At 39.7% G+C, this 24,039-nt stretch carries 30 protein-coding genes; 19 read left to right on the top strand and 11 right to left on the bottom strand.

Annotated features, from left to right (window positions below):
* Positions 1–115: 115 nt before the first annotated feature.
* From B2O97_RS21810 to B2O97_RS21835, 6 genes are all read left to right on the top strand, one after another.
* Positions 116–688 carry a CAP domain-containing protein gene (locus tag B2O97_RS21810; protein ID WP_070562622.1) on the top strand — a complete coding sequence of 191 codons (573 nt, stop codon included), beginning with the start codon at positions 116–118 and terminating at the stop codon, positions 686–688.
* An 83-nt stretch (positions 689–771) separates the two neighbouring features.
* On the top strand, positions 772–1,647 hold the full coding sequence (locus tag B2O97_RS21815; protein WP_112375171.1) for a YicC/YloC family endoribonuclease: 876 nt from the start codon (positions 772–774) through the stop codon (positions 1,645–1,647).
* A gap of 2 nt (positions 1,648–1,649) precedes the next feature.
* Positions 1,650–2,219 (top strand): guanylate kinase, encoded by a 570-nt coding sequence (gene gmk / locus B2O97_RS21820; protein ID WP_286768118.1) that lies wholly within the window; start codon positions 1,650–1,652, stop codon positions 2,217–2,219.
* A gap of 4 nt (positions 2,220–2,223) precedes the next feature.
* The gene (nadD, locus tag B2O97_RS21825; RefSeq protein ID WP_070562618.1) at positions 2,224–2,799 is read left to right on the top strand and encodes a nicotinate (nicotinamide) nucleotide adenylyltransferase; all 576 of its coding nucleotides are present in this window, start codon (positions 2,224–2,226) and stop codon (positions 2,797–2,799) included.
* 301 nt (positions 2,800–3,100) lie between these two features.
* Positions 3,101–3,856 carry a hypothetical protein gene (locus B2O97_RS21830; RefSeq protein ID WP_286768119.1) on the top strand — a complete coding sequence of 252 codons (756 nt, stop codon included), beginning with the start codon at positions 3,101–3,103 and terminating at the stop codon, positions 3,854–3,856.
* A 60-nt stretch (positions 3,857–3,916) separates the two neighbouring features.
* Positions 3,917–4,756: an SUMF1/EgtB/PvdO family nonheme iron enzyme gene (locus B2O97_RS21835; protein WP_286768120.1), complete on the top strand. Its 840-nt coding sequence runs from the start codon at positions 3,917–3,919 to the stop codon at positions 4,754–4,756.
* 26 nt (positions 4,757–4,782) lie between these two features.
* On the opposite strand, the gene B2O97_RS21840 is transcribed toward B2O97_RS21835, so the two are convergent.
* Genes B2O97_RS21840 through kduI form a run of 3 tightly spaced genes read right to left on the bottom strand, consistent with a single transcriptional unit; the run spans position 4,783 to position 7,521 of the window.
* Positions 4,783–5,547 (bottom strand): SDR family oxidoreductase, encoded by a 765-nt coding sequence (locus tag B2O97_RS21840; protein WP_286768128.1) that lies wholly within the window; start codon positions 5,545–5,547, stop codon positions 4,783–4,785.
* A gap of 5 nt (positions 5,548–5,552) precedes the next feature.
* A complete protein-coding gene (locus B2O97_RS21845) occupies positions 5,553–6,674 on the bottom strand; it encodes a DUF4861 family protein (RefSeq protein WP_286754199.1) in 1,122 nt (373 codons plus the stop codon).
* 1 nt (position 6,675) lies between these two features.
* On the bottom strand, positions 6,676–7,521 hold the full coding sequence (gene kduI, locus B2O97_RS21850; RefSeq protein WP_286768121.1) for a 5-dehydro-4-deoxy-D-glucuronate isomerase: 846 nt from the start codon (positions 7,519–7,521) through the stop codon (positions 6,676–6,678).
* 563 nt (positions 7,522–8,084) lie between these two features.
* Here kduI and surE point away from each other — a divergent pair.
* The 8 genes from surE to B2O97_RS21890 all read left to right on the top strand — a co-directional run bounded on the left by surE (position 8,085) and on the right by B2O97_RS21890 (position 16,352).
* Entirely contained in the window at positions 8,085–8,885 is an 801-nt protein-coding gene (surE, locus tag B2O97_RS21855) for a 5'/3'-nucleotidase SurE (protein WP_286768122.1), read from the top strand.
* On the top strand, positions 8,875–9,135 hold the full coding sequence (locus B2O97_RS21860) for a hypothetical protein (RefSeq protein ID WP_046672577.1): 261 nt from the start codon (positions 8,875–8,877) through the stop codon (positions 9,133–9,135). The genes surE and B2O97_RS21860 overlap by 11 nt, the downstream gene beginning before the upstream one ends.
* Positions 9,136–9,183: 48 nt before the next feature.
* Positions 9,184–10,053 carry a menaquinone biosynthesis family protein gene (locus B2O97_RS21865; RefSeq protein WP_070562601.1) on the top strand — a complete coding sequence of 290 codons (870 nt, stop codon included), beginning with the start codon at positions 9,184–9,186 and terminating at the stop codon, positions 10,051–10,053.
* Positions 10,054–10,310: 257 nt separating this feature from the next.
* Positions 10,311–13,598, top strand: coding sequence for a preprotein translocase subunit SecA (secA, locus tag B2O97_RS21870; RefSeq protein ID WP_112375175.1), 3,288 nt, complete (start codon positions 10,311–10,313; stop codon positions 13,596–13,598).
* A gap of 20 nt (positions 13,599–13,618) precedes the next feature.
* On the top strand, positions 13,619–14,077 hold the full coding sequence (locus B2O97_RS21875) for an SPOR domain-containing protein (protein ID WP_088159759.1): 459 nt from the start codon (positions 13,619–13,621) through the stop codon (positions 14,075–14,077).
* Positions 14,078–14,090: 13 nt separating this feature from the next.
* Positions 14,091–15,281, top strand: coding sequence for a M20 metallopeptidase family protein (locus B2O97_RS21880; RefSeq protein WP_286768123.1), 1,191 nt, complete (start codon positions 14,091–14,093; stop codon positions 15,279–15,281).
* Between the two features lie 7 nt (positions 15,282–15,288).
* The gene (locus tag B2O97_RS21885) at positions 15,289–15,867 is read left to right on the top strand and encodes a hypothetical protein (RefSeq protein WP_070562597.1); all 579 of its coding nucleotides are present in this window, start codon (positions 15,289–15,291) and stop codon (positions 15,865–15,867) included.
* Positions 15,864–16,352 (top strand): GNAT family N-acetyltransferase, encoded by a 489-nt coding sequence (locus tag B2O97_RS21890; protein WP_286768124.1) that lies wholly within the window; start codon positions 15,864–15,866, stop codon positions 16,350–16,352. Before B2O97_RS21885 ends, B2O97_RS21890 begins: the two co-directional genes overlap by 4 nt.
* 9 nt (positions 16,353–16,361) lie before the next feature.
* Here B2O97_RS21890 and B2O97_RS21895 read toward each other — a convergent pair whose 3' ends face one another.
* Both B2O97_RS21895 and B2O97_RS21900 read right to left on the bottom strand, forming a co-directional pair.
* The gene (locus B2O97_RS21895) at positions 16,362–17,030 is read right to left on the bottom strand and encodes a M20/M25/M40 family metallo-hydrolase (RefSeq protein ID WP_286768125.1); all 669 of its coding nucleotides are present in this window, start codon (positions 17,028–17,030) and stop codon (positions 16,362–16,364) included.
* Positions 17,031–17,230: 200 nt separating this feature from the next.
* The gene (locus B2O97_RS21900) at positions 17,231–17,665 is read right to left on the bottom strand and encodes a hypothetical protein (RefSeq protein ID WP_286768126.1); all 435 of its coding nucleotides are present in this window, start codon (positions 17,663–17,665) and stop codon (positions 17,231–17,233) included.
* A 247-nt stretch (positions 17,666–17,912) separates the two neighbouring features.
* Here B2O97_RS21900 and B2O97_RS21905 point away from each other — a divergent pair, with 247 nt between their 5' ends.
* The 3 genes from B2O97_RS21905 to B2O97_RS21915 are packed head-to-tail and all read left to right on the top strand — an operon-like array spanning position 17,913 to position 18,760.
* Positions 17,913–18,227 carry a rhodanese-like domain-containing protein gene (locus B2O97_RS21905; protein WP_070562591.1) on the top strand — a complete coding sequence of 105 codons (315 nt, stop codon included), beginning with the start codon at positions 17,913–17,915 and terminating at the stop codon, positions 18,225–18,227.
* 1 nt (position 18,228) lies between these two features.
* A complete protein-coding gene (locus B2O97_RS21910) occupies positions 18,229–18,528 on the top strand; it encodes a hypothetical protein (RefSeq protein WP_046672585.1) in 300 nt (99 codons plus the stop codon).
* A 1-nt stretch (position 18,529) separates the two neighbouring features.
* Entirely contained in the window at positions 18,530–18,760 is a 231-nt protein-coding gene (locus B2O97_RS21915) for a DUF6358 family protein (RefSeq protein WP_046672586.1), read from the top strand.
* Between the two features lie 32 nt (positions 18,761–18,792).
* Here the strand turns inward: B2O97_RS21915 and gcvT are convergent, their stop codons facing one another.
* The 6 genes from gcvT to B2O97_RS21945 form a co-directional block, all read right to left on the bottom strand.
* A complete protein-coding gene (gcvT, locus tag B2O97_RS21920) occupies positions 18,793–19,875 on the bottom strand; it encodes a glycine cleavage system aminomethyltransferase GcvT (protein ID WP_070562585.1) in 1,083 nt (360 codons plus the stop codon).
* An 80-nt stretch (positions 19,876–19,955) separates the two neighbouring features.
* Entirely contained in the window at positions 19,956–20,765 is an 810-nt protein-coding gene (locus B2O97_RS21925) for a DUF6929 family protein (protein ID WP_115046085.1), read from the bottom strand.
* Between the two features lie 2 nt (positions 20,766–20,767).
* Complete coding sequence (locus B2O97_RS21930; RefSeq protein WP_286768127.1) at positions 20,768–21,460, bottom strand: pseudouridine synthase; 693 nt, start codon at positions 21,458–21,460, stop codon at positions 20,768–20,770.
* A 1-nt stretch (position 21,461) separates the two neighbouring features.
* A complete protein-coding gene (locus B2O97_RS21935) occupies positions 21,462–21,830 on the bottom strand; it encodes a DUF4359 domain-containing protein (RefSeq protein ID WP_046672590.1) in 369 nt (122 codons plus the stop codon).
* Between the two features lie 140 nt (positions 21,831–21,970).
* A complete protein-coding gene (locus B2O97_RS21940; protein ID WP_112375179.1) occupies positions 21,971–22,468 on the bottom strand; it encodes a DUF4112 domain-containing protein in 498 nt (165 codons plus the stop codon).
* Between the two features lie 2 nt (positions 22,469–22,470).
* Complete coding sequence (locus B2O97_RS21945) at positions 22,471–23,187, bottom strand: SIMPL domain-containing protein (RefSeq protein ID WP_046672592.1); 717 nt, start codon at positions 23,185–23,187, stop codon at positions 22,471–22,473.
* Between the two features lie 162 nt (positions 23,188–23,349).
* Here B2O97_RS21945 and B2O97_RS21950 point away from each other — a divergent pair, with 162 nt between their 5' ends.
* Together B2O97_RS21950 and B2O97_RS21955 are read left to right on the top strand one after the other, a co-directional pair.
* Positions 23,350–23,541 carry a cold-shock protein gene (locus tag B2O97_RS21950; protein WP_046672593.1) on the top strand — a complete coding sequence of 64 codons (192 nt, stop codon included), beginning with the start codon at positions 23,350–23,352 and terminating at the stop codon, positions 23,539–23,541.
* A gap of 176 nt (positions 23,542–23,717) precedes the next feature.
* On the top strand, positions 23,718–23,912 hold the full coding sequence (locus B2O97_RS21955) for a quinol oxidase subunit 4 (protein WP_112375180.1): 195 nt from the start codon (positions 23,718–23,720) through the stop codon (positions 23,910–23,912).
* Positions 23,913–24,039: the final 127 nt, after the last annotated feature.

Below are 24,039 nucleotides of genomic sequence, written 5' to 3' on the forward strand. Positions count from 1 at the left end.
CCCTATCAAAAAGTACAAACATTGCCTATAAACAAGAGGTTAGACTCTATAAAAGCGAAGGGGAGACGATAGTTTGGATATCTCGTCAGCTCACTCAAGAAGATATTATTTACGTATGAACTATTTGGTTTTAGCATTTACCCTGCTTTTTACACAGTCTATTTTTGCCCAACGTATCGTTGTCGATCATCATCAGGCGACCGAGGCCTATGAATTACTGAACAAAATCCGTACGAATCCAGAACGGTATAAGAAAGAGCTGAAGCTCTTCAACTTGCAGAAGATTAAACGGACCAAACTCAATTGGAATAAGGAGTTGGCGGAGGTTGCAGTTTATCGGGCAAAAGATATGGCCAAGCGCTCCTATTTTGACCATGTTTCACCTGAGGGGTATGGACCAAATTATTTCATTGACGAAGCCGGATATCAACTTAACCCAACATGGCTGTCCAAACGAAATGCAAACAATTTTGAGTCTATTGCGGCCAACCGATCTAGTGCTACCGCTGGCATTAAGGCTCTAATTATTGGAAAGGAAGCTCCGGGTTATCATCATCGCACACATTTACTGGGCATGGATCAGTGGAATGCTTCGCTATACGATGTCGGAATTGGTTACGTCGAGTGTAAAGGTGCCAAACCTTATGAAAGTTATTTAGTTGTTATCATAGCCAAGCACGACTGGTAGATAAATGAAAGGTAATTTGGGGAGTATCAGCAATTAATCGACGCAGGGTATTCAATTTTTACTGAAAAGTCATACCTTTGCATATGATAAAATCCATGACAGGATATGGCACGGCTTCCGCTGATAACGGTAAAGTTAAATATAGTGTCGAAATAAAGTCCTTAAATTCAAAATTCCTTGAATTAAATCTTCGCTTGCCCAAAGTTGTTTCGGACAAAGAATTGACCCTGCGCACTGAGAGCAGTAAACTTATTGAGCGTGGTAAAGTGAACATGAATGTAACTGTTGAATACACGGATCAAACGGCGAAGGCATCTTCTATTAATGCTGATTTACTCAAAAAATATTACAGTCAATTGCAGCAGATCGCTTTGGAACTTAACGATACCAATGTCAATCTGTTTGAACTGGCGTTAAATATGCCTGAGGTAATTACCAATAATGATGATTCCGTTGATGACGAAGAATCCAAAGTATTGATGGATGCTTTCTATGATGCGGTCAAACGTTTTACTACATTTCGTGAAGACGAGGGTAATGTGCTTGCTGGAGATTTAAAGAAGCGCGCGGAGCTTATTTTAACTTACCTTGGAGAAGTAGAGGCCTTAGAAGTAGAACGTATTCCTTTGATCAGACAGCGTATTGAACAATTTTTAAATGATACGGTGGGTAAAGATAATGTGGATCAGAACCGATTTGAACAGGAGTTGGTTTACTACATTGACAAATTGGATGTGACCGAAGAAAAAGTCCGATTGCGCGCCCATTGCAATTACTTTTTAAAGGCATTTGATTCTGCGGATTCAAACGGGAAAAAATTGGGATTTATTTCACAAGAAATGGGGCGGGAGATCAATACCTTAGGTTCCAAAGCTAACCATGCCGGCATTCAACAGATCGTGGTCAGAATGAAAGAAGAATTGGAAAAAATAAAAGAGCAATTGCTCAACGTATTATAAGAATGAGCGGTAAATTAATTATATTCTCGGCACCATCGGGAGCTGGAAAAACGACAATAGTAAGAGATCTTTTAAGTAAACACGGTGATAAGATTGAATTTTCCATTTCAGCAAGTACACGTGATCCAAGAGGGCAGGAGGTAAATGGAAAGGACTACTATTTTATGTCGAAAGAAGAATTTTTGCATAAGGTAGCAAAACAGGAGTTTATCGAATTTGAGGAAGTATATTCAGGGACTTTCTATGGTACTTTGCGTTCAGAAATTGAGCGTATTTGGAAAGAAGGTAAACATGTTATTTTTGATATCGACGTTGTCGGTGGATTACGTTTGAAATCAAAATTCCCAGAACAGGCAATTTCTATTTTCGTACAACCGCCATCATTGGAGGTGCTTAAGGAGCGTTTGACAGGACGTGGAACGGATTCGGAAGAAAAGCTGAAAGAGCGTTTTGCGAAAGCAGAATTGGAACTTTCCTATGCCAATAAATTTGATGTCATATTGAACAATTTTGATTTAGCTACAGCATGTGCCGATGCGGAAGAAATTGTCATGGGATTTATCAATAAATAAGTTCATGCGAAAGATTGGTTTGTTTTTTGGTTCTTTTAATCCGGTGCATATAGGGCATTTGATTATAGCTAACTATATGGCCAATTTTACTGGACTTGACGAAGTTTGGTTTGTGGTCTCTCCACAGAATCCATTTAAAAAGAAGTCCACCTTAGCAGACCCTTATGACCGTTTGGAAATGCTAAATCTGGCTTTGGAAGACTGTGATCATTTGAAAGTAAGTGACATTGAATTCCATTTGCCAATACCATCGTATACCATCGATACCTTAACGCATCTTAGCGAGAAATATCCAAACCGGGAATTTGTGCTACTTATGGGACAAGACAATTTGGAATCGCTGGAAAAGTGGAAGAATGCGGATATTATCTTGCGTGATTACCAGATTTATGTTTATCCTAGACCAGGGTTCGATAATGAAAAATTTAAAGATCATCCCGCTATCACGATGACCGACACCCCACTAATGGAATTATCCTCTACCTTTTTGCGAAATGCAATCAAGGAAAACAAGAATATTCAATTCTTTACACCTAAAAAGGTGATTGAATTTATTGATAAGAAAGGTTTATATTCTTGATATAAATGGAAGTAAATGAAGCATGATATCCCCGGGTTTTATTAAATCCGGGGATTTTTGTTTGTAGGTATCTCAAGAAAATATTAAGGAATAATTTTTGCAGGAATAATATTTCACTTTTAAGCTCAGATAAGACGATCTTTAATGAATAATTAAAATAGCCTGGAAATAAAAGCAATCATTCGTGAGAACCTGTTTTTTTACCTATCAGGCTTGTTTAGTTAGCGGTATGAGTCTCAAGTTTAATTCTGGGCTTTTTGGGGAGGTTTATGATAGAGAAAAATATATTAATTCGTATGCTATGAGAAAAATCGTTTTATTGTTTATGTGTTTCGTGTATTGGGGGACCGGTTTTGCACAGACGGATAGTGCGGATGACAATAGTCTTTTTATGGATCCTGCCGCTATTGAGCTGCGGAGCAAAATGACCATACCGCCTTACGGTTTGGACAAAGTAAAAGCATTAATTTCAACAATAATCCCCGAAGAAGATAAGGAAACAACAGATGCGGGAATAAATGCGATTTCAGCCGTTGATTTTAAAAAGCTAACGCTGCGTGAAAAGTTCACCTATACCATGATTCATGCCGAGCTATATGCGCAAAATTGTGCTATACCCGAGTATCAGACGCAGATCGACAAAAAAATATTTGCTACATTATTGGACGGCTTTAATGAATCCTCTTGGTCGCAAAGACAGACTGATTTTTTGCAGGAAAATAGGGATTCGGTGATGAAGCTTATTCAGGAATCTATTGTCCGGAGCAAACGGATGGGGGTAAATTATAAGCATGCCATAGTGGAGATTAATGGCTGGCAGATGATCCCTTTTATTGTTGATTATGCCAAGAAAACACCAAAGGATAAAGATGCATTGACGTTGCTGTTATTACTGATGAAACGTGGTGAATACAGTGAATTTATAAAATCCAGTTCATTTAAAAAGTTGTATGGAGAGGACAGTAATTATTATTCGTATCTAAATTACAACAAAGAAAATGAGGCGCTGATCTTTAGTCGGGCGCTTAAATATTACGATGAGAAAAAAAGCAAGTAGTGCAGTTGGATTTTTAGTATTCGAAACGTCAAATTTGTATTATAACAAACGGCAAGGAGGATGAGCAAATTACTCTATTTGATAGGATTGATTGTTTTACATCTCCAATGTGAAGCCCAAGCTGGAAACTATATCCAAATTCCAGCCGGAGACTATCATTTGGGCGATACAGCAAGCTTAGATAATCCCAAAAGAACAGTGCATATCGAATCGTTCTGGATCTCGAAATTTGAGCTGACGAATGCCGAATTTGAAAAATTCGTTCAGGCAACGGGTTACAAGACATTAGCAGAACGCTACCATAATGCCATGGTCTTTGAGCCTGGCCTGGCGGAGTTTCGCTGGTTGCAGGATAGTACGGCCTATTGGCGCTTTCCGAATGGTGTAATTCGTGGCGGAATTGCGGCCAAGATGGATCACCCAGTTACCTGTATCTCTTATAAAGATGTGCTGGCCTATTGTACATGGGCAAATTGTAGATTGCCATCTTTTGATGAGTGGGAGGTGGCAGCTAGAGCCGGAAGCGAAGGCTATTATTTTGAAGGTTTCAGTAAAGAGAATATGGGCGATTATGCAAATGTATGGCATGGTAGAGATCATTTGAAAGCTGATTATTCCGATGGTTATCTCTATACTTCTCCGGTCGGAAAATTCAAACCCAATCCATGGGGGCTTTATGACATCTTTGGAAATGTCTTTGAATTTTGTGCCGGAAAACTTGAAAGAGATGGTGATCGCTCTATTGCCCATGCCCGAGGAGGCTCCTGGTGGTGTAGTAAAAATAGCTGTGCTGCTTTTAATACAGTCTATATAGGTTCGGTTAGTCCCAATGCATCTTTTAGTAATCTGGGATTTAGAATTGTAAAAAAAGTCTTTACCCCTCCGGATAAAGACTCTTAAAACAAACTCATCTTAAAGGTTGATTGTTATCTTCCCATCCAACCACCATCCACTGTAAGGATGGTTCCATGTACATAGTCAGAAGCTTTTGAAGCGAGGAATACGGCTGGCCCCTTAAAATCTTCTGGAGTTCCCCAGCGACCTGCAGGTATACGGTCCAAAATGGACTTAGAGCGTTCAGGGTCGTCCCTAAGTGCCTCGGTATTATCCGTGGCGATATATCCTGGAGCAAATCCGTTTACGTTCACACCTTTGGAAGCCCACTCATTCGCAAAAGCCTTTACCAAAGATCCTACAGCACCTTTTGAAGCGGCATATCCCGGAACATTGATACCACCTTGGAAAGTTAACAAAGATGCTGTAAATACGATCTTTCCAGTTCCACGTGAAATCATGTCCTTTCCAATCTCGCGCGTCAATATAAACTGTGCATTTTGATTGATTTCGATGATTTCATCCCAGTATTCATCAGGATGCTCAGCGGCAGGTTTTCGAAGTATATTTCCGGCATTATTAAAAAGGATATCAATCGCAGGATGCGCTGATTTTACCTTTTCAATAAACGCGTAAAGCGCTGTCCGTTTGGCGAAATCACACTGGTAGGCATAGAAATTTCTGCCTAATGCTTTTACGGATTTTTCTACTGCGGAGCCTTCAATTTCCAATGACGCCGAAACGCCTATAATATCTGCCCCAGCTTCAGCCAATGCTTCGGCAATTGCCTTGCCAATTCCCCTTTTGCAGCCTGTTACCAAGGCTACTTTCCCACTTAAGTCAAAAGATTGCAGTATGGACATTATTTTGAATATTTTATTGTTAATGGTTGATCTAAATTGTTTTTGAATGTTTTTACATAAGACTGCCATTGCTCAAAATTCCCTATTTTGCCAGCTTTATTGAACGCAGCACCCGCAAAATAAACTAAGGGTTTATCATTTTTGACGGTGGTTGCCAGTAAAAATTGTTTTGGGCTATCTTTGAACACATACTTTACTTTTGGTAAAATAACGGCTGTTCCTGTAATTTTATCTCCTTCTGCAGGCTCCCAATAGGCTAAAATGCCATTCTTTACATCATTTAGAATTTGAGGTTTTTCCTCTTTTCTTTTAGCGATCCCCACAACAATTGGCGTAGCGGCAGCGGTTGTGTTTTTGATGGAATAGCTTATCTTGTTCAATTGACTCCCAGCGTCTAAAGAAACTGTTTTTTCGACTTGTAGCTGTTGACCCTTTACATTTTCCGGTTCATAAATAAGTTTGAATGTGGATCGTAGCGGACCATTGTCCAAGACCTCGTATTGACGATAATGCTTATGGTAAACGACCTGTTCGTCAATAAATGGCGTTGCATCGCCGACACCTAAGGTTTGTCCGACGGAATAATAATCTAATCCTTTGCCATGATCGGCATGATAGTCCCCAGTTTTATACCATTCGTCAACAATAAGATCATTGCTACGTTTTGCCCAGAAGTCAAAACCTTGTGCATCCTCAGAGCTGCCTTCTAAAGCTTTTCCATAGGCTCTAAACGCTGCAATATCGTTTTCCCATGCAAAGTCATCTTTGCGTTCAGGGACGTATCTTGCATAAGTCTTTGGGGTGACAGTTGCGGGTTTATTTCCATTAACCCCAAAGGTTGTTGAGCTTCTAGGAGCAACGGTTATTTGAATCAAAATATTTTGTGCCGTCGGTTTTCCTAGTTTTTCAAGCTGATAGGCCAGTTCCTTTTTATCCTTGTCCACAATAGTAAATACACTGTTTTTTAATGCGAAGTGTTTTTCAAATGTAGTATAAGGGATACTGATCAACTCTGTTCTTGCGCTAGCGGAAGAGTTGTTTACAGTAATGGTTTTGTTGTTCTGCGCAAAAGCAAGTGTTGAAAGCCCTAGCGCTAAACTCAATACGAGTGTTTTTTTCATATTACTTCAATTCTGTGATGGCACATTTGTCCATATCATCATAATCTAAATTTTCACCTGCCATTCCCCATATAAATGTATAATTGGACGTTCCTGCTCCTGAGTGAATTGACCATGGCGGTGAAATTACAGCCTGATCGTTGTGTATCCAAATATGGCGGGTTTCATCGATAGGTCCCATAAAATGTGATACAGCCTGACCTTCAGGTAATTCAAAGTAGAAATAGACTTCCATACGACGATCGTGGGTGTGGGATGGCATTGTATTCCATACAGATCCGGGTTTTAACTCAGTCATGCCCATCTGTAATTGGCAGGTTTGTACCACTTTGTTCAATAACATCTGGTTGATCGTACGGTGGTTGGCAGTTTCCAATGAACCCAATTCTAGTTTATTCGCATCTTCTTTCGTTACCTTTTTAGTTGGGTAGCTGCAATGTGCAGGTGTAGAGTTTAAATAGAATTTTGCTGGTTTTGCAGCATCCTGGCTTGAAAAATAAACTTCCTGAGCACCTTGACCGATATAAAGGGCTTCTTTGGTATTGAGATCATAAATAATGCCGTCAACTTCGACTTGACCGTTCCCACCGACATTGATAATACCCAACTCTCTTCTAGAAAGGAAGTAAGGTTCTTTTAATAATACGGGAATGGTGTCTAATTTGATTTTTGAGCTTACAGGCATTGCTCCACCGGCCATATAGCGATCGTAGTGGGTATAGACAAAATTAATTTTGTCTGCTTCAAAAACTGTTTCAATTAGAAAATTCTCCCTTAATCCTTGTGTATCTAAAGTTTTGTATTCCTTTGGCCCTATTGCATAGCGGGATTCAAAATTAATGCTCATAACTGAATTATTATTTTTGTTTGAATGCTAAATTTAGGGCTAATATTTGTCAATTGCGATACAATCTTACGCAAACGATGTCGTAGTGATCGGTTGGTTTTCCGAAAGCGGTAGCAACTTTAAGATAATCGACATGGCTATTATGACTGCAATATACTTCGACCAAATTCTACTTAATAACAGTTTTTAACCAATTTTTAAACAGTAATCAGTCAGTATTCCTTCAGTGTTCACTGAACAAGCACTGAACAAGCACTGTCAAAACATTGAATTTGGTCATCATCTGATCCTCATTTGATGCACCCAAATCTCATCGCTCTTTTCCAACTTCCATGTGTTCGTTTGAACCGCTGTTTTCCACAGTTGCTTTTACTGTTTGGCGTCCTAATGTGCGGCCTTTGCAGATAATAATTACCTGTTGTGTCAATATTATTTACATCTCGGTTTCAGATTTACTAACTTTGTGTATGGTAAAGAAGAAATTCCCATATTCTAAACGTATAAACACGGACCGAGAGGACTGGGGGTCCCTTATGACCATCTAAAAAGCAAATTATTTACATATGAAACCCAATATTTTAGTTGTTAACGATGACGGTATTACAGCGCCAGGTATTAAGGTGCTGTTGGAAGAGATGCAGAAAATCGGAAATGTAGTTGTCGTTGCTCCTGATTCGGCACAATCTGGAATGGGGCATGCCATTACACTTGGTAGGCCACTACGTTTGGATAAAATCAATTTATATGAAGGGGTTGAAATGTACCAGTGTTCAGGAACGCCAGTAGATTGTGTAAAACTTGCTGTAAATAAAGTTTTTAAAGGGCAAAAGCCCGATATATGTGTATCGGGGATCAATCATGGGCTCAACAATTCAATCAATGTTTTATATTCCGGTACGATGTCTGCTGCGGTAGAGGGGGCCATTGAAGGGATTCCTTCTGTGGGGTTTTCGCTTGATAATTTTTCTCACGATGCGGATTTTAGCTATTGCAGACCCTACGTGATTTCTATTGCCGAGCAGGTGCTGGCTAACGGTCTCCCTAAAAATACATTGCTGAATGTTAATTTTCCCCAAACAGCAGGTTTTAAAGGTATTAAAATTTGCCGACAGGCAGGAGGACATTGGGTAGAAGAATTTGATGAACGTATTGATCCACACAATCGTGATTATTATTGGACAACGGGTAAATTTGTCTTGCAGGACAGAGGAGAAGATACCGATAGTTTTGCATTGGTCAATGGTTATGTATCTGTCGTTCCGACACAGTTCGATATGACGGCACATCACGCCATTCCAGAATTGAATTCATGGAGCTTTGATCATTTGGGAAATACAAGGGGAGGCGATAAACGTGAAAAATAATAGCTGGATCGGATTGGGTATCGGTACTGTATCTCCAGTATTGGCTTATATTTTAGTACGTTTTACGGATCTTGAACTTCATTTTTTACCCGAGAAGCCTATGGCCATCTACACTATAGCTGTATTGGTTAATTTAGTGCTTTTACGTTTTGCGTATCGATCGGGGAAAGATCACCTGGGAAAAGGAATTATTGCAAGTACTTTTTTGGCTATGATACTATACCTGATCACGCATAGAATTACAGTTTGATTAAAATTCATAAACCCCATCTGACCGACGGGAAAAATTTTGTACAACATGAAATTAACATTAGGATTTTCTCCATGTCCAAACGATACATTTATTTTTGATGCATTGATTCATCATAAGATAGATACCAAAGGACTGGATTTTGAGGTGGAATATCAAGATGTGGAGACCTTGAACCTGAAAGCTTTTCAAGGCGATCTTGACATTACCAAGCTGAGCTATCATGCCTTTGCCTACGCTGTTGAAGATTATGAGTTGCTCGATGCAGGGAGTGCTTTAGGATTTGGTGTAGGGCCTATGCTGATTACGAAGGATCCGAAATTAGCAAAATTGCTGCAGCAAAAATTAGATCGGGCCGAAAGTTTAGATGGGTTTGATCAATTGAAAGTAGGGTATCCAGGGAAATATACCACGGCTAATTTTTTGTTAAGCCTGGCATTCCCCGAATTAAAAAATAAAGTAGAACTTGTTTTTTCGGATATTGAAGGAGCTTTACTGGATGGATCCATCGACTTAGGGTTGATTATTCATGAAAATAGGTTCACCTATGCCGAAAAAGGACTGCATAAAGTGGTGGATCTGGGTGAGTATTGGGAGAAGACGACAAAATTTCCGATTCCTCTTGGAGGAATTGTCGTAAAACGTAGTCTGCCACAAGAAGTGAAGGAGACGTTGAATACGATTTTGAAAGAAAGTGTAGAATTTGCATTTGCCAATCCGAAATCTGGGCTTGAATTCATTCGTGCACATGCACAGGAAATGAGTGAAGAGGTGATGTACAAGCATATTGAACTTTATGTCAATAAATATTCAGTAGCATTGGGGCTTGAAGGACGTGATGCAATTACGAAGATGTTTGAAAAGGCACAGGAACTGGGATTCATTCCGCATTCAGACCGTAAGTTGTTTTTATCATAAATTGACTGTCGGTTTAAAGCTCATATTGCTCAGAAAAACTTCACGTCAAGATGGCGTAAAAGGGGATAAATAGGTAGAGGATTCTTGCAGGCTGTAAGGAACTGACATTTTCAATAAAAATAACGTAAAAAAAATGGATGTAAGCTGTTAGATATCATATCTAATAACTAAATTTGCCCGATTAGTGTCAAATTGTCTGCAATTTTACTTTGGAGTCATTATTGTACAAAATCTTAAGTTGAGATAGAAAAAAAATTATGTTAAAGTTTTTAAGTAAATTATTTGGAAGTAAATCCGAGAGAGATATCAAGGGAATTCAGCCTGTGGTAGACCAAATCAAAGCTGAATATGAGAAGCTTTCAAATCTAACCAATGACGAGTTACGTGCCAAGACCGTTGATTTCAAAGAAAGAATTAAAAATTACCTAGCCGATATTGACCAAGAAATTGACACGCTTAAAAAAGAAGCGGATCAAGACGAGGACGATATGGCAAAGAAAACTTCTATTTACGAGCAAGTGGACAAATTGTCCAAAGACCGTGACAAGAAGTTGGAAGAGGTATTGAAGGATATTTTGCCGGAGGCATTTGCCGTGGTAAAAGAAACTTCAAGACGTTTGACAGAAAACGAAGAATTAGAAGTTACTGCCAACGATTTTGACAGAGAATTGGCTGTTTACAAATCAAACGTTATAATCAATGGTGATAAGGCGATTTGGAAAAACAAATGGATGGCTGCAGGTACTGAGGTCACTTGGAACATGGTACACTATGATGTCCAATTAATCGGTGGTATTGTATTGCACAGTGGTAAAATTGCCGAGATGGCAACCGGTGAGGGTAAAACGTTGGTAGGAACATTACCGACCTATCTAAATGCTCTTTCTGGTCAAGGCGTACACATTGTAACGGTGAATGATTACCTTGCTCGTCGTGACTCGGAGTGGAATGCTCCGTTATTTGAGTTCCATGGGCTATCTGTTGACTGTATTGATAAACATCAGCCAAATTCCCCGCAACGTCGTAAAGCTTATCAATCGGATATCGTATATGGTACGAATAACGAGTTTGGTTTCGATTATCTACGTGATAATATGGTTCAGACTCCGGACGCATTGGTGCAAGGAAAATTACACTTTGCCATGGTCGATGAGGTTGACTCCGTATTGATTGATGATGCCCGTACACCATTGATTATCTCAGGTCCGATTCCTCGTGGCGATCAACACGAATTCTACCAATTAAAACCACGTATCGAACGTTTGGTGCATGTACAGAAAGCGTACATCAATACCGTCTTGAATGATGCTAAAAAAGCGCTGGCGGCAGGTGATTCTGACGTTGAAGGCGGCGGTTTAGCATTATTAAGAGCTTATAGAGGTTTGCCTAAAAATAAAGCATTAATCAAGTTCTTAAGCGAAGGCGCTAATCGTTCGATCTTACAAAAAGTAGAAAACTACTATATGCAAGAGCAAAATAAAAATATGCCTAAAGTAGATGCAGAACTTTATTTTGTGATTGATGAAAAGAACAACCAAGTAGAATTGACAGAAAAAGGTATCGAGTTGATTACAGCAACAGGCGAAGATCCTTCATTCTTTATTTTACCGGATGTTGGTACTGAGATTGCCGAAATTGAAAAGTCTTCGTTGACTTTGGAAGAAAAGGCGGCTCAGAAAGAAGATATGTTGCGCGATTATTCGATTAAAGCAGAGCGTATCCACTCGATCAACCAGTTGTTAAAAGCATATACCTTGTTTGAAAATGATGTTGAATATATCGTTGATGAAGGTAAAGTGAAAATTGTCGATGAGCAAACAGGTCGTATCATGGATGGCCGTCGTTACTCAGATGGTTTGCACCAGGCGATCGAAGCAAAGGAGAATGTGAAAGTAGAAGATGCGACACAAACTTACGCAACGATTACATTGCAAAATTACTTCCGCATGTACCACAAACTTTCGGGTATGACGGGTACAGCGTCGACAGAGGCCGGTGAGCTTTGGGAAATTTATAAATTGGATGTCGTAGAAATTCCGACAAATCGTGGAATCCAACGTGATGATCGTCAAGATTTGATCTATCGTACGGCCCGTGAAAAATACAATGCTGTAGCTGAAGAAATCCAACGATTGACAGAGCAGGGACGGCCAGTATTGGTCGGTACCACATCGGTTGAAATTTCGGAGTTATTGAGCCGTATGCTTCAATTACGTAAGATCAAGCATAACGTATTAAATGCGAAGTTACACCAAAAAGAAGCTGATATCGTCGCTGAAGCTGGACGCCCAGGACAAGTAACCATCGCGACGAATATGGCTGGTCGTGGTACGGATATTAAATTGACCGAAGAAGTTAAAAAAGCTGGTGGTCTTGCCATTATCGGTACCGAAAGACACGAATCTCGTCGTGTTGACCGTCAGTTACGTGGTCGTGCCGGTCGTCAGGGAGACCCAGGTTCTTCGCAATTCTTCGTTTCTTTGGAAGATAACTTAATGCGCTTATTCGCTTCAGAGAGAATCTCTAACATCATGGTGAAAATGGGTGTTGAAGAGGGCGAGGTGATGCAACATAGTATGTTGACTAAATCCATCGAACGCGCACAGCGTAAAGTGGAGGAGAATAACTTCGGTATCCGTAAACGTCTATTGGAATACGATGATGTAATGAACTCCCAACGTACCGTAATTTATTCGAAACGTAAAAATGCTTTGTTTGGAGAACGTTTAGACGTGGATTTGAACAACATGATTTTTGATGTTGCGGAAGAAATTGTCGTTGAAGCAAAAGAGCAAGGTAATTACGAAGATTTCCAAATCGAAGTAATCCGTATTTTTGCGATCACACCAGAAATTACAGCAGAAGAATTTGCACAGGGTAAAATTGAAGGCTTGACTGATCGTCTATTTGAGCATGCAATTAACGCTTACCACCATAAAATTGAGGCCGTTGGTGCTTTGACAGTTCCTGTATTGAATAATGTGTATGCGGAAAGAGGTCAGATCGTCGAAAATGTCGTTATTCCATTTACGGATGGTATCCGTGGCATTCAAGTTTCGGCGAATTTGAAAAAAGCCATCGAAAGCAACGGTAAAGAAGTTTTCAAATCTTTTGAAAAAGGAATCGTATTGGCATTAATCGATGAGGCTTGGAAAGAGCATCTGCGTGAAATGGATGATTTGAAACAATCGGTTCAAAATGCTGTTTATGAACAAAAGGATCCGATTATCATTTATAAAATGGAGGCATTTGATTTGTTTAAATCGATGTTGGCTTCAATGAATAAGGATGTCGTTAGCTTTATTTTCAAAGGAGAGATCCCTGGTCAAGAACCGACTTCTATGCAAGCGAGACAAGTACAGCAGGCTCCAGTAAAAACGATTGAAACGAAAGCTGAATTGGCTTCGCCTACAGGTGTGAGTGAGGAGGATGTGAATGAAGGTCCAAAAGAACCTGTTCGTAACGAGAATACTGTTGGACGCAATGACGAATGTCCTTGTGGTTCAGGAAAAAAATATAAAAATTGCCACGGCGCAAATAACTAATCGATAAGAAAGGTTAAACTATGCTGAAGAGAGGATTGATTTTCATACATGCACTTGTGTTGTTTGCGCTAGTTCAGGTAAACGCACAAGAAAAAGGTGGAGTAATTGTAACCAAAGATTCATTGATTACACAGCTTCAAAATTTCAGGGCAGCTATGGGGATCAATCCTGTCGAAAGCAAAGCGACAGTAGTTCCTGCTAAACCCGTTGTCCGCTCAGCGGCGACGCGGGTCAAAGTAAGGGGATTCCGTGTACAGATCTTTGCTGGATCGAATCGGAATCAGGCATTTTCGGAGCAGACACGTTTCCGAAGTATGTATAAAGATATTGATACCTATATCACCTATGATGAACCCAATTATCGCGTCAAGGTAGGTGATTTTAGAAGTCGCTCTGAAGCAAATGCCTTCATGCGCGAGTTACGTCAATATTTTAGCAACGTCTTTGTTTTTTCAGAGAACGTTTTTGTATATCAATAAATCAATCAACCTCATGGCAAGTACGAAAGAAAAAGTCCTGGCCTTAGCTCATCAATATTTTGAAGATACGGTTTCCAACCGTAGACATCTTCATCAGAATCCTGAACTTTCCTTCGAAGAATACAATACCTCGGCATTTGTAAAAAAGCAATTGGATGAATTGGGAATTCCTTATGAGGCTAAAGCTGATACGGGGATTGTCGCTTTAATCAAAGGTGACCTACCCTCAGATGAAGTTATCGCGTTGCGCGCAGATATGGATGCTTTACCAATTAAAGAAGTGGAGGGGCGTTCATATGGTTCCAACACCCCAGGAGTGATGCATGCCTGTGGCCATGATGTACATACCTCCTCACTTTTGGGGACAGCTAAAATATTGAATAGCCTAAAAGCCGAATTTGGAGGAACGATCAAATTGATCTTCCAGCCTGGCGAAGAGCGCTTGCCAGGAGGAGCTTCCTTAATGATCAAAGAGGGCGCTTTGCAGAATCCTGCCCCCTCAGCCATAATAGGTCAGCATGTGATGCCCTTTATTGAGGTAGGCAAGGTTGGTTTCCGTGAGGGAAAATATATGGCTTCCTGCGATGAACTGTTTATGACAGTCAAAGGCAGGGGCGGGCATGGTGCGCACCCGCATCAAAATATTGATCCAATTGTTATTACAGCACAGATCATTACCGCTTTGCAGCAGATTGCTAGTCGTTTTGCAGATCCACGTACACCGACTGTGCTATCTTTTGGAAAGATTATGGCCAACGGAGCTACAAATATTATTCCTGACCAGGTTTATCTGGAAGGTACATTTCGCACATTTGATGAGGAGTGGCGTGCTGAAGCACATGCGCGCATGGTAAAGATTGCTGTGAGCATTGCTGAAAGTATGGGAGCGACTTGTGAATTTGAAGTCCGTAAGGGCTATCCTTTTCTAATCAATGAGCCCCAATTGACTAAAAGTGCACGGACATTTGCAGAAGAGTATCTCGGTAAGGAAAATGTGGTAGACTTAGATCTATGGCCTGCCGCGGAGGATTTTTCCTATTATTCACAAGAAATTAATGCTTGTTTCTATCGTTTGGGTACAGGTAATGCAGCACGTGGTATCTCTTCAGCTGTCCATACGCCGACCTTTGACGTGGATGAGACTTCTTTGGAGATTAGTACGGGGTTGATGGCATACATTACCTTGCGTAGGCTCGGTTATTAAATTATATATGTCATCTCATCACATTGTTCGAGAGAATCAGGAACCTGCATTACTGATTGAAGACCTTTTCCTCATCGACGAAGAGGGCTTGGGGCAGCTGCTGGAATGGAGCCCCACAATTGTCATTGAGGCGGAAACCATCGATTTATTGGATGCGCGTGGTTATAAGTTCGATATCGTTTTTACAAAAAAATCCATTAATGATTCACAGGAAAATTTAAAGATCATTTCCTATGATAATGATTTTCTAAAGACGGCTATAGAATACCTGATAGCACATCAATACAAAGCGGTGAATATCCTGACTGATCAGCTTGATGTGGCTTATTACCAGCCCTATCTGGAGCAGATTAATATTGTGCTTATCTCTAAAGGAGTTCGCTATTGTTTTGTGACAACAGGCTTCACCAAATGGAAGCCTACAGGGGAAAGAATCCGAATTGAGGGGCTTGATGCTGATGAAAAAAACACGCACGAAGGCTTGATTAAGATCAATGACAACGAATACGAAATGGAAAAAGACGGCTTATTTGTCCTTAAATTTTCCCATATAAAATACATTTTAATAGGAGAAAAGATTGCATGATAACAATAGAATTGGCAGAACAAAGCGATATCAGAAGCATTTCAAATATGGCGCATAGTATTTGGCCTGTTACTTATGGAGAGATACTTTCACAAGATCAAATTGACTTTATGCTCGAAAAAAACTATACCATTGAGGGACTTGCAGAAAGTATGGTTAATGGCCAATTTTTTTATGTCTTGAAAGAAGATGGTATCGGTCAGGGATTTATTGCCTTGCGAACTCTTGAGGATCGTATACGTATTGAAAAGCTCTATTTGATGCCCAATGTGCAAGGAAAAGGCTTCGGAAAGGCGCTGATAGACTTCGCTTCAGAAAAAACCATCTTAAAGGGTAAAGGGATTCTTGAATTGAACGTAAATAGAAATAACCCTGCTTACCATTTCTATTTGAAGCAGGGCTTTGAGGTCATTGAAACGATTGATATTCCTTATTATGATTATGTTCTAAACGATTATGTCATGCAAAAAGAAGTAAAAGCTTAGGCCTGTCGCCTAATCTTTTAGTTTTTCGACCCGTGAAGGTGTTTGTTTGCCTGTTACAATTCCGGAGGTGCCTATGGCGATGGCTTCTATACTGGAAATGATATTCTGAACATTCAATGTAGACACTTCATCTTTTACGGTATGGTAATATTCATCCTTATCCATTTGGGATGTTGAAAATGAATGCGCAGGCACACCTTTGGCTGCCAATACCGCATTATCGCTTCGATAAAAGAGATTTTGTTTGGTATATGGATCAGGATAGAATCGGAAATTTGTGTTTTTTAAATTTTCCTGCATTAATTCACCAAGATTCGACTGATCGTATCCTGTAATATACACTGTATTGGGACCGAATTTGGAATCTTTTCCGATCATTTCCATATTGATCATAGCGACTACCTGGTCAGCATTGATGTGGTTGGAAAAATATTTTGAGCCATACATGCCCAGTTCTTCTGCCGTAAAAGCGACGAAAATAAGGGTCCTTTCATTATTATTTTGTTTTTTGTAGTAATCTGCCAGGGTTAACATTGCGGTCACACCTGAGGCATCGTCATCGGCGCCATTGGCAATAGAATCTTGGCCTACTGCCTGAAGGATGCCAATATGATCGTAATGTCCCGAAAAGATAACGTATTCGTTCGGTTTACTTTTCCCGGGGATTATTCCTGCCACGTTAAACAAGGGGAAATTTTGAAGCTTCCGTTCAATATGAATTTGAAAAGTTTGGGGTTTCTCCGCTGTTAAAAGGTAGACAATTGATGGTTTTTGTTTGGAGGGGTCCTCTATAAATTTAGGGGAGTTGAGCATTTGACCAAAACGCACAAAATAGCTTTCAAAGGAGGGGTCTACCAATACAAGTGTATTTTCTTTGGCTAGAGAATGTTCTCTAAATACTTTCGCAAAATCATCGCCCGATTTATTTCGACGATGTTAAGGCTACTTCGATTATCCCACTGTAAATCAACGTGGTTTCCAAGTGAAATAACATGGTCAGCTGGGATCAGCTGCTTATTGATGGTTGCGGATTTGCTTACCGGAGAGATTTTATCCAATTGGAATGTTTGCCTGTAATTTTGTTCTGCGTAGGGGCTAAGGCCTATTCTCTTCATTTCGGCAGCGATAAAATCTGCAGCTGGTTCGATGTCTTTTGTCAAAGCCGATCTCCCACGCATATCGTCAGCGGCTAGGGTATTGAGTATGCGGCTCACATCTTGGCGTTCCTGCTCGGAAATAACTTGCTGTCCATAGCTTACTGCCGAGAGTCCAAGTAAAGATATAGACAGTATAATTTTAGGTATTGAATTCATATAAAGCTTAGTAAAGTCTGGGTGAAGATAAGGAAAATTCTACAAGCGAATTGTGCAGACAATAAACTTCCTAAAATGATCCATTTCAAATGATCCGATGACAGGCAAAACCCATCTAAGATTTCTAATGCCATTAATACACTAAAGATTGAGGCTATTCTTAGCAACATCGACTGATTTTGAGCATCCAGGAAAGCGAACACTTTCGGAAAAAATGTAGTATATTTGACTATTAAATTGTTTGAAAATGAAAGAAGTATCTGTACAAGAATTAAAGAATAAAATCGATAACAACGAAGATTTTCAGTTGATAGACGTTCGTGAATCCTTTGAGTATGAAGTATCCAATTTAAATGGATTGAATATTCCACTTTCAGGTATACTGATTGAAGCTGATAAGATTGCGAAAGATAAACCTGTTATCGTACAATGCCGTTCTGGAAAACGTTCTGCACAGGCGATTATGTTATTGGAACAACAGGGTTTTGACAATCTTGCAAATTTAAAAGGCGGAATTTTAGCTTGGAAAGAGGAAATCGATCCAGAGTTAGACGTTTATTGAGATGAAAAATTTGGAGCATCAGACTAAGCAAGCTTTCTTGTTTAGTCTTGCTTTTTATAGCGTAGCTATTTTAGCGCGATTATTTAACCTTGGTATATTCCCCATATTAGGTAGCCTTTCCATTCTATTGTCTCTCCTATGGGTAATATTGGTTCTACGGGAAATCATGCTTTCGAGGACAATTTCTAACACAGAAAGGATGCTGATGGCTTTGACGATTGTTTTATTAAACATTGTTGGTGGAGCATTCTATTTCTTTGGCGGATGGAGACAGCGGGTATTGGGATTAATAAAAAAGTGATATGTTAAAGTATTTTTTTCTAAATATAGTGTTGAGTTTGGCTATTGTATTTTTAGTTTACAGTGGTTTTGAAGGGTATAAGGCCGGCAACATGCTGGTAACGGGATTATCCATCGCCTTTTTGGTGGTTTTGATCTATCTCCGTGTTGTTTTAAGCAAACGGGTTCGATCACTTATTCAGCAAAAAGAAAGCGGTAAACAACAACCTACTACAAAACAAAAGAAGAAGTAATAAAAAAAGCCTGCTNNAGCAGGCTTTTTTTATTACTTCACAAATGGTGGTTTTGTTACTTTTGCTTTTATTTTTTGATTACGGATCAGAATGAAGATCTCGGTGCCGTCTTTTGAAAAGGCTGTGTCCACATAACCTAAACCGATTGATTTTTTCAATGTTGGTGATTGCGTACCTGAAGTCACACGTCCAATTACATTTCCATCAGCATCAACAATTTCGTAATCATGACGAGGAATGCCTCTGTCAATCATTTCGAAACCAACGAGCTTTTTCTTTAGACCAGCTTCTTTTTCCGCTTTAAGCGCCGCAGAATTCACAAAGTCTTTTGTAAACTTCGTTACCCAGCCTAAACCGCCTTCTAAAGGAGAGGTATTATCGTCGATGTCATTTCCGTATAGGCAGAAACCCATTTCTAGACGTAAAGTATCACGGGCACCTAAACCAATTGGTTTGATTCCATAAGCTTTACCGGCTTCGAAAATAGCATCCCATACTTTTTGGGCATCTTCATTGGCCACATAGATTTCAAAACCTCCAGCTCCCGTATATCCTGTTGCAGAAACCAACACATTCTCTACGCCCGCAAATGTACCTTTTGCAAAGGTATAGTATTCCATTGGGGCTAATTCGATGTCGGTAAGCGATTGAAGTGCATCTGCAGCCTTAGGACCTTGTACCGCGAATAAGGAGGTTTGATCAGAGATATTCTTCATCTCCACACCGGCTGTATTGTATTTGGAGATCCAGTTCCAGTCTTTCTCAATATTTGACGCATTCACAACCAAAAAATATGTCTTATCGTCTATACGGTATGTTAGGAAGTCATCAACTACACCGCCAGTTTCATTGGGGATATAAGCATATTGAACTTTGCCATCGTATAATTTTGACACATCATTGGAAGAGATTTTTTGAAGTAGATCCAGGGCTTTTTCCCCTTTTAGGATGAATTCACCCATGTGGCTTACATCAAAAACTCCTACACCTGTGCGAACTGTTTCGTGCTCATCATTGATGCCTGTGTATTGTACGGGCATGTTGAAGCCTGCAAAGGGAACCATTTTTGCTCCTAAAGCAATGTGCGTCTCCGAAAGGGCAGTATTTTTTAACATAAAAATTAAGTTTTAATCAGCTACAAATTTAATAAAATATACGTGATTCCTCACTGTGAATCCATTTTAGAACAATCGATTTAATTGCTTACCCGGAGCGAATAGATGGTCATATGATCATCTTCGCTATCGGTATCTTCACATAGTAGGAAAATTAGGCCATGGGCAGTTTCCTCTTTCAATGTGATTCCTTCAAATTTATGCTTTTCGGGAATTTCGAATGTCTCGGGTTTGCCGGAAAGATCGGAAGGTATTTTTCCAAGAAGGGAACCACTGATCTCTCCATCCAGATAAGTCGATTTTGCATTTTCGGCGGTAGCAATAAAATAGATTTCATTTCCAACCAGGGTCGCATCTGAGAAACCTGTCGATATGCCATTGAGCTTGGGTAGTTCAATCGGGATACAGCGGGATTGTTCGGCAGCAAGCGGATGATACTCTAAAATGGCATTTATGCCTTTAGGGCCATTTCCCCGGTTAAAAAATAAGATCTTATCTTTTAAATGAACTACGCCTTCAATATTGAAGTCTTCTTTGGAAATATTGAATTTTTCCATTAAGGAAGAATAGATGTTACTGTAGTCTTCCTGAAGGACTGTTTTGCCGTCCCAAATAAAACGAGTGTTTCTGTTTGGGGTAGAACCAGAACCATAGAGATAATAGCGGCTTCCATCGAAAGTGATCGATTCCAAATCCATTTTAGCTGCTTTAGCCCTATTTTCCATTGGATCAGACTGCCGTAGTGCCGTTTTTGACAACTTTTGGTCTGTGATACTATAGCTGTAGATATAATTGCTATTGTCAGAAACGATATGGATTTGCCTATCCTGATAGACAATACCAGAAGCTGCGGTAATACCGGATATGCTGATAAAGGCTTCGAGAATCAATTTTAATATATCGCGTTGAGGTTTAATATTTCCAATACCCGGATGAAATCGGGTTGTAGGGGTGCTTTGATATGAACGTCTTCGCCCGATAAAGGATGTTTAAAGGTCAGCTCCGAGGCATGCAATAGCATGGTATCCATTTGGTAGGCTTCTTTCCAGAACTTGTTTTGTTTATTGCATCCGTGTGGACGATCGCCGATAATAGGATGGAAGATATGCGCAAAATGGCGACGTAACTGATGCATACGACCTGTAATTGGGTTGGCTTCGACGAGACTGTATCGTGCTGTCGGAAATTTTCCGAAGGGAACGGCCAACTCGCCTTGAGCAAGTAAGCGAAAAGATGTTTGTGCTTCCTGAACGGTGCCATCGTCCCTTTTTAAGGGATAGTCAATCAGGCCTTCTGCTGGCGCGAAGCCCCTCAGAACAGCGAGGTATTTTTTGTCGATCTTACGCTCCTGAAAACTTTTTTGTAAGTATTGGTCCGTCTCCTTATTTAATGAAAATAACAGAATGCCTCCGGTCTTCCGGTCCAAACGATGTGCGGGATAAACGGTTTTTCCTAATTGGTCCCGAAGGAGCTGTAGGGCAAACGCTGAAGCATCGCGCGCAATAGCAGATCGGTGCACCAATAGTCCATGTGGTTTATTGATTGCAACGATGGATTCGTCTTGATAAAGTATTTCTAAAGGCATGTTAAATCTTTTTCAATGCAGCAATAATTTCGTCGGCCTTTTCATCAATTTTTGGGCTCAGCCAGATGTATTTAAAAGCTCCGCCACCGATAATCTGTTCTGTACCCTGCCATTTTATTTTGGTTAGCGAAAACAAATAGTAGTTGTCGACCACAACGGAACTTTGGATAAATTTATCGACGATGTCATTTCCGAAGAGCTGCATCCCCAATCCGAAAAACTCTTGATCTTTCGCATGAAGCTGGCTTTTCAATAGCTGTTCAGCTTTCGCGCGTACAACCTTTTCGTGTTCCTCTTTGCTTGGGTTAGTCAAAATTGCGGCCAGCATGATGACGATCAAAATCAGTGAAAATATTCTTTTTTTGCTCATTTTAAATTTGAGATTAAGTTCTGGATGTCATAACACGATGACTATCGCGATCAAAATTATTAAATAGATATTAGATATGGGCAACTGTTTTAAGAGAAATGCGAAGGATTCTGCCCTATAGGTGAAGCAAGGAGGTTTATTTAGAATCCGAGGGTATTCAATAGCGAGAATGCCCAAGAGAACAACGTCCAGATAAGATAAAATGTAACACCGATGAATAAGAAGAAGACCGTTAGAATACTGATGATTATACCGATACCCGAGCCTGAATGCTTGCCTTCGTAGTAATGTTGTCGTAATAATTTGATGTTCTTTTCATTGGCCTTGCTAAAAAAATCAAAAAAGTTTCCGAGGAAAGGAATGCTACCCAAAACAGCATCAATCGAGATATTGAGTAACATGCGTATGACTAATTTTGGACTGGCGCCGTTACGCCACATGGCTATGACAAGAACCAGAGAGGTTCCGAAGCCCGCTATCGCGCCACCTAAGGGGATGAGATTCAAGACTGGATCAAGTCCGAAGCGAAAGGTTCCAATCTTGAATTGATTATCCATTAACCAAGATATTCGGTCAATCCAACCGAAATCTTGGTCAATTTGTTTTAATTTATCTGCTGGAGTTTTTTCCCTATGCATGATTACAATAACTCAAATGAAGCGCTGATTTCACTCGTAACTTTCATCGGTCTGATATTTAAATCTAACCCACTGTCACCAGCGCTGTCTGCTGCTTCGGCCATAGCACCTTTATACATGGCATTACGCATCATCGGTTGTACGCCAAATATAATTTGTTGTGGTGTTTCAGATAATACGATCGCTTTACCAATTTTTTGGCCTGCGGCTTCTGCCAAAATTTGAGCATTGACTTTTGCATCCAATACCGCCTTGGTTTTTAAACTTTTTTCCAACTCCTTTTTCTTCGAATAATCATATTCGCTAATATAGGTGCTTTGGATACCGGCTTTGTCAACACCGTCTAATAGTTGGCCCAAATTGTTCAAGTTGGTTACCTTAATACGGTATTGTCTGGAGAGCAAGATATCGGTGTCTTTTTTCTTTTTATCCGGAACATTATAGCTCCAGATATTCTGGATGGTAAAATCTTCTTTTTTTACACCCGCTTTTGTCGCCGAATCGAACAGATCTTTTTCTAGCTTTTCTATTGCGGCCTTTTTCTTCGTGTTACCGTTCTCATAAAACTCTTTTAGGGTAACATCAATATAGATAATATCTGGTGTTACTTCTTCTTCTGCACGGCCTACCGTAGATACAAATTCTTTATTAACCATTTGTTGCGCGTTTACTTGGGTCATCAAACCTAAAAAGGCTAGTCCTAATAGTATTTTTTTCATATTTTTCGTATTTAACTTTTTATAATAATACGATTGCCATTATCGCATTGCTACAAGATTGGAGCCAAAGTTTATGAAAAAGTTTAACGGATAAAAAAAATAAAAAGGTTAAGATTTTTGATTTTATTTCTCTACCTTTAGGGAAATTAATAATATAGTGCCATGCAAGAAGGTAAAGTAAAATTCTTTAATGAGACCAAAGGTTTCGGTTTCATCATCCCTAACTCAGGCGAGAGCGAAATTTTTGTTCACGTTTCTGGATTAGTAGACAAAGTTCGTGAGAATGACAATGTATCTTACGAAGTTGAACAAGGCCGTAAAGGTCTTAATGCGGTAAATGTAAGAGTTATCTAATTAGATTCAAGATATATTTATTGTGAAAAGGCCTATGCGAACAGCATGGGCTTTTTTATTTTATGGGAAATCTGCGCCCTTAGAAAAGGAAATTTTAGGGCAGGGCGTATTTATTTGCTTCAGTAAATAATTTGGACTGATAATTGTAATAGGGTATTTAAAAATAGTTAGTGAAGATGAAACGTATTATAGTATTGGGGCTGTCTGTTGTTATCGCGCTATCCATGTCGGCCTGTTATTCTGCCCATCATCACCATGGTCATGGCCGTGGTCCGAAAAGAATGCCTCCTGGGCATGCTAAAAAATACTATGGTGAGCAGTCGGCACGTGATTTTGCTCCAGGACAACAAAAGAAAAAGCATAGACATTAATTTTTTATTGGATTGCATTCGACGAGCGTATACATGTTTGTAGGCTATCGAATATTTTCTTTTGACGACCATTGATGTGGTATAGAGAAGAAGCAAAATAATATAAAAAAAGAGGCTGTCTCAAAAA

It is taken from the genome of Sphingobacterium sp. UBA865, from assembly GCF_002295765.1.
In the GTDB taxonomy this organism is placed as follows: Bacteria; Bacteroidota; Bacteroidia; order Sphingobacteriales; family Sphingobacteriaceae; genus Sphingobacterium; species Sphingobacterium multivorum.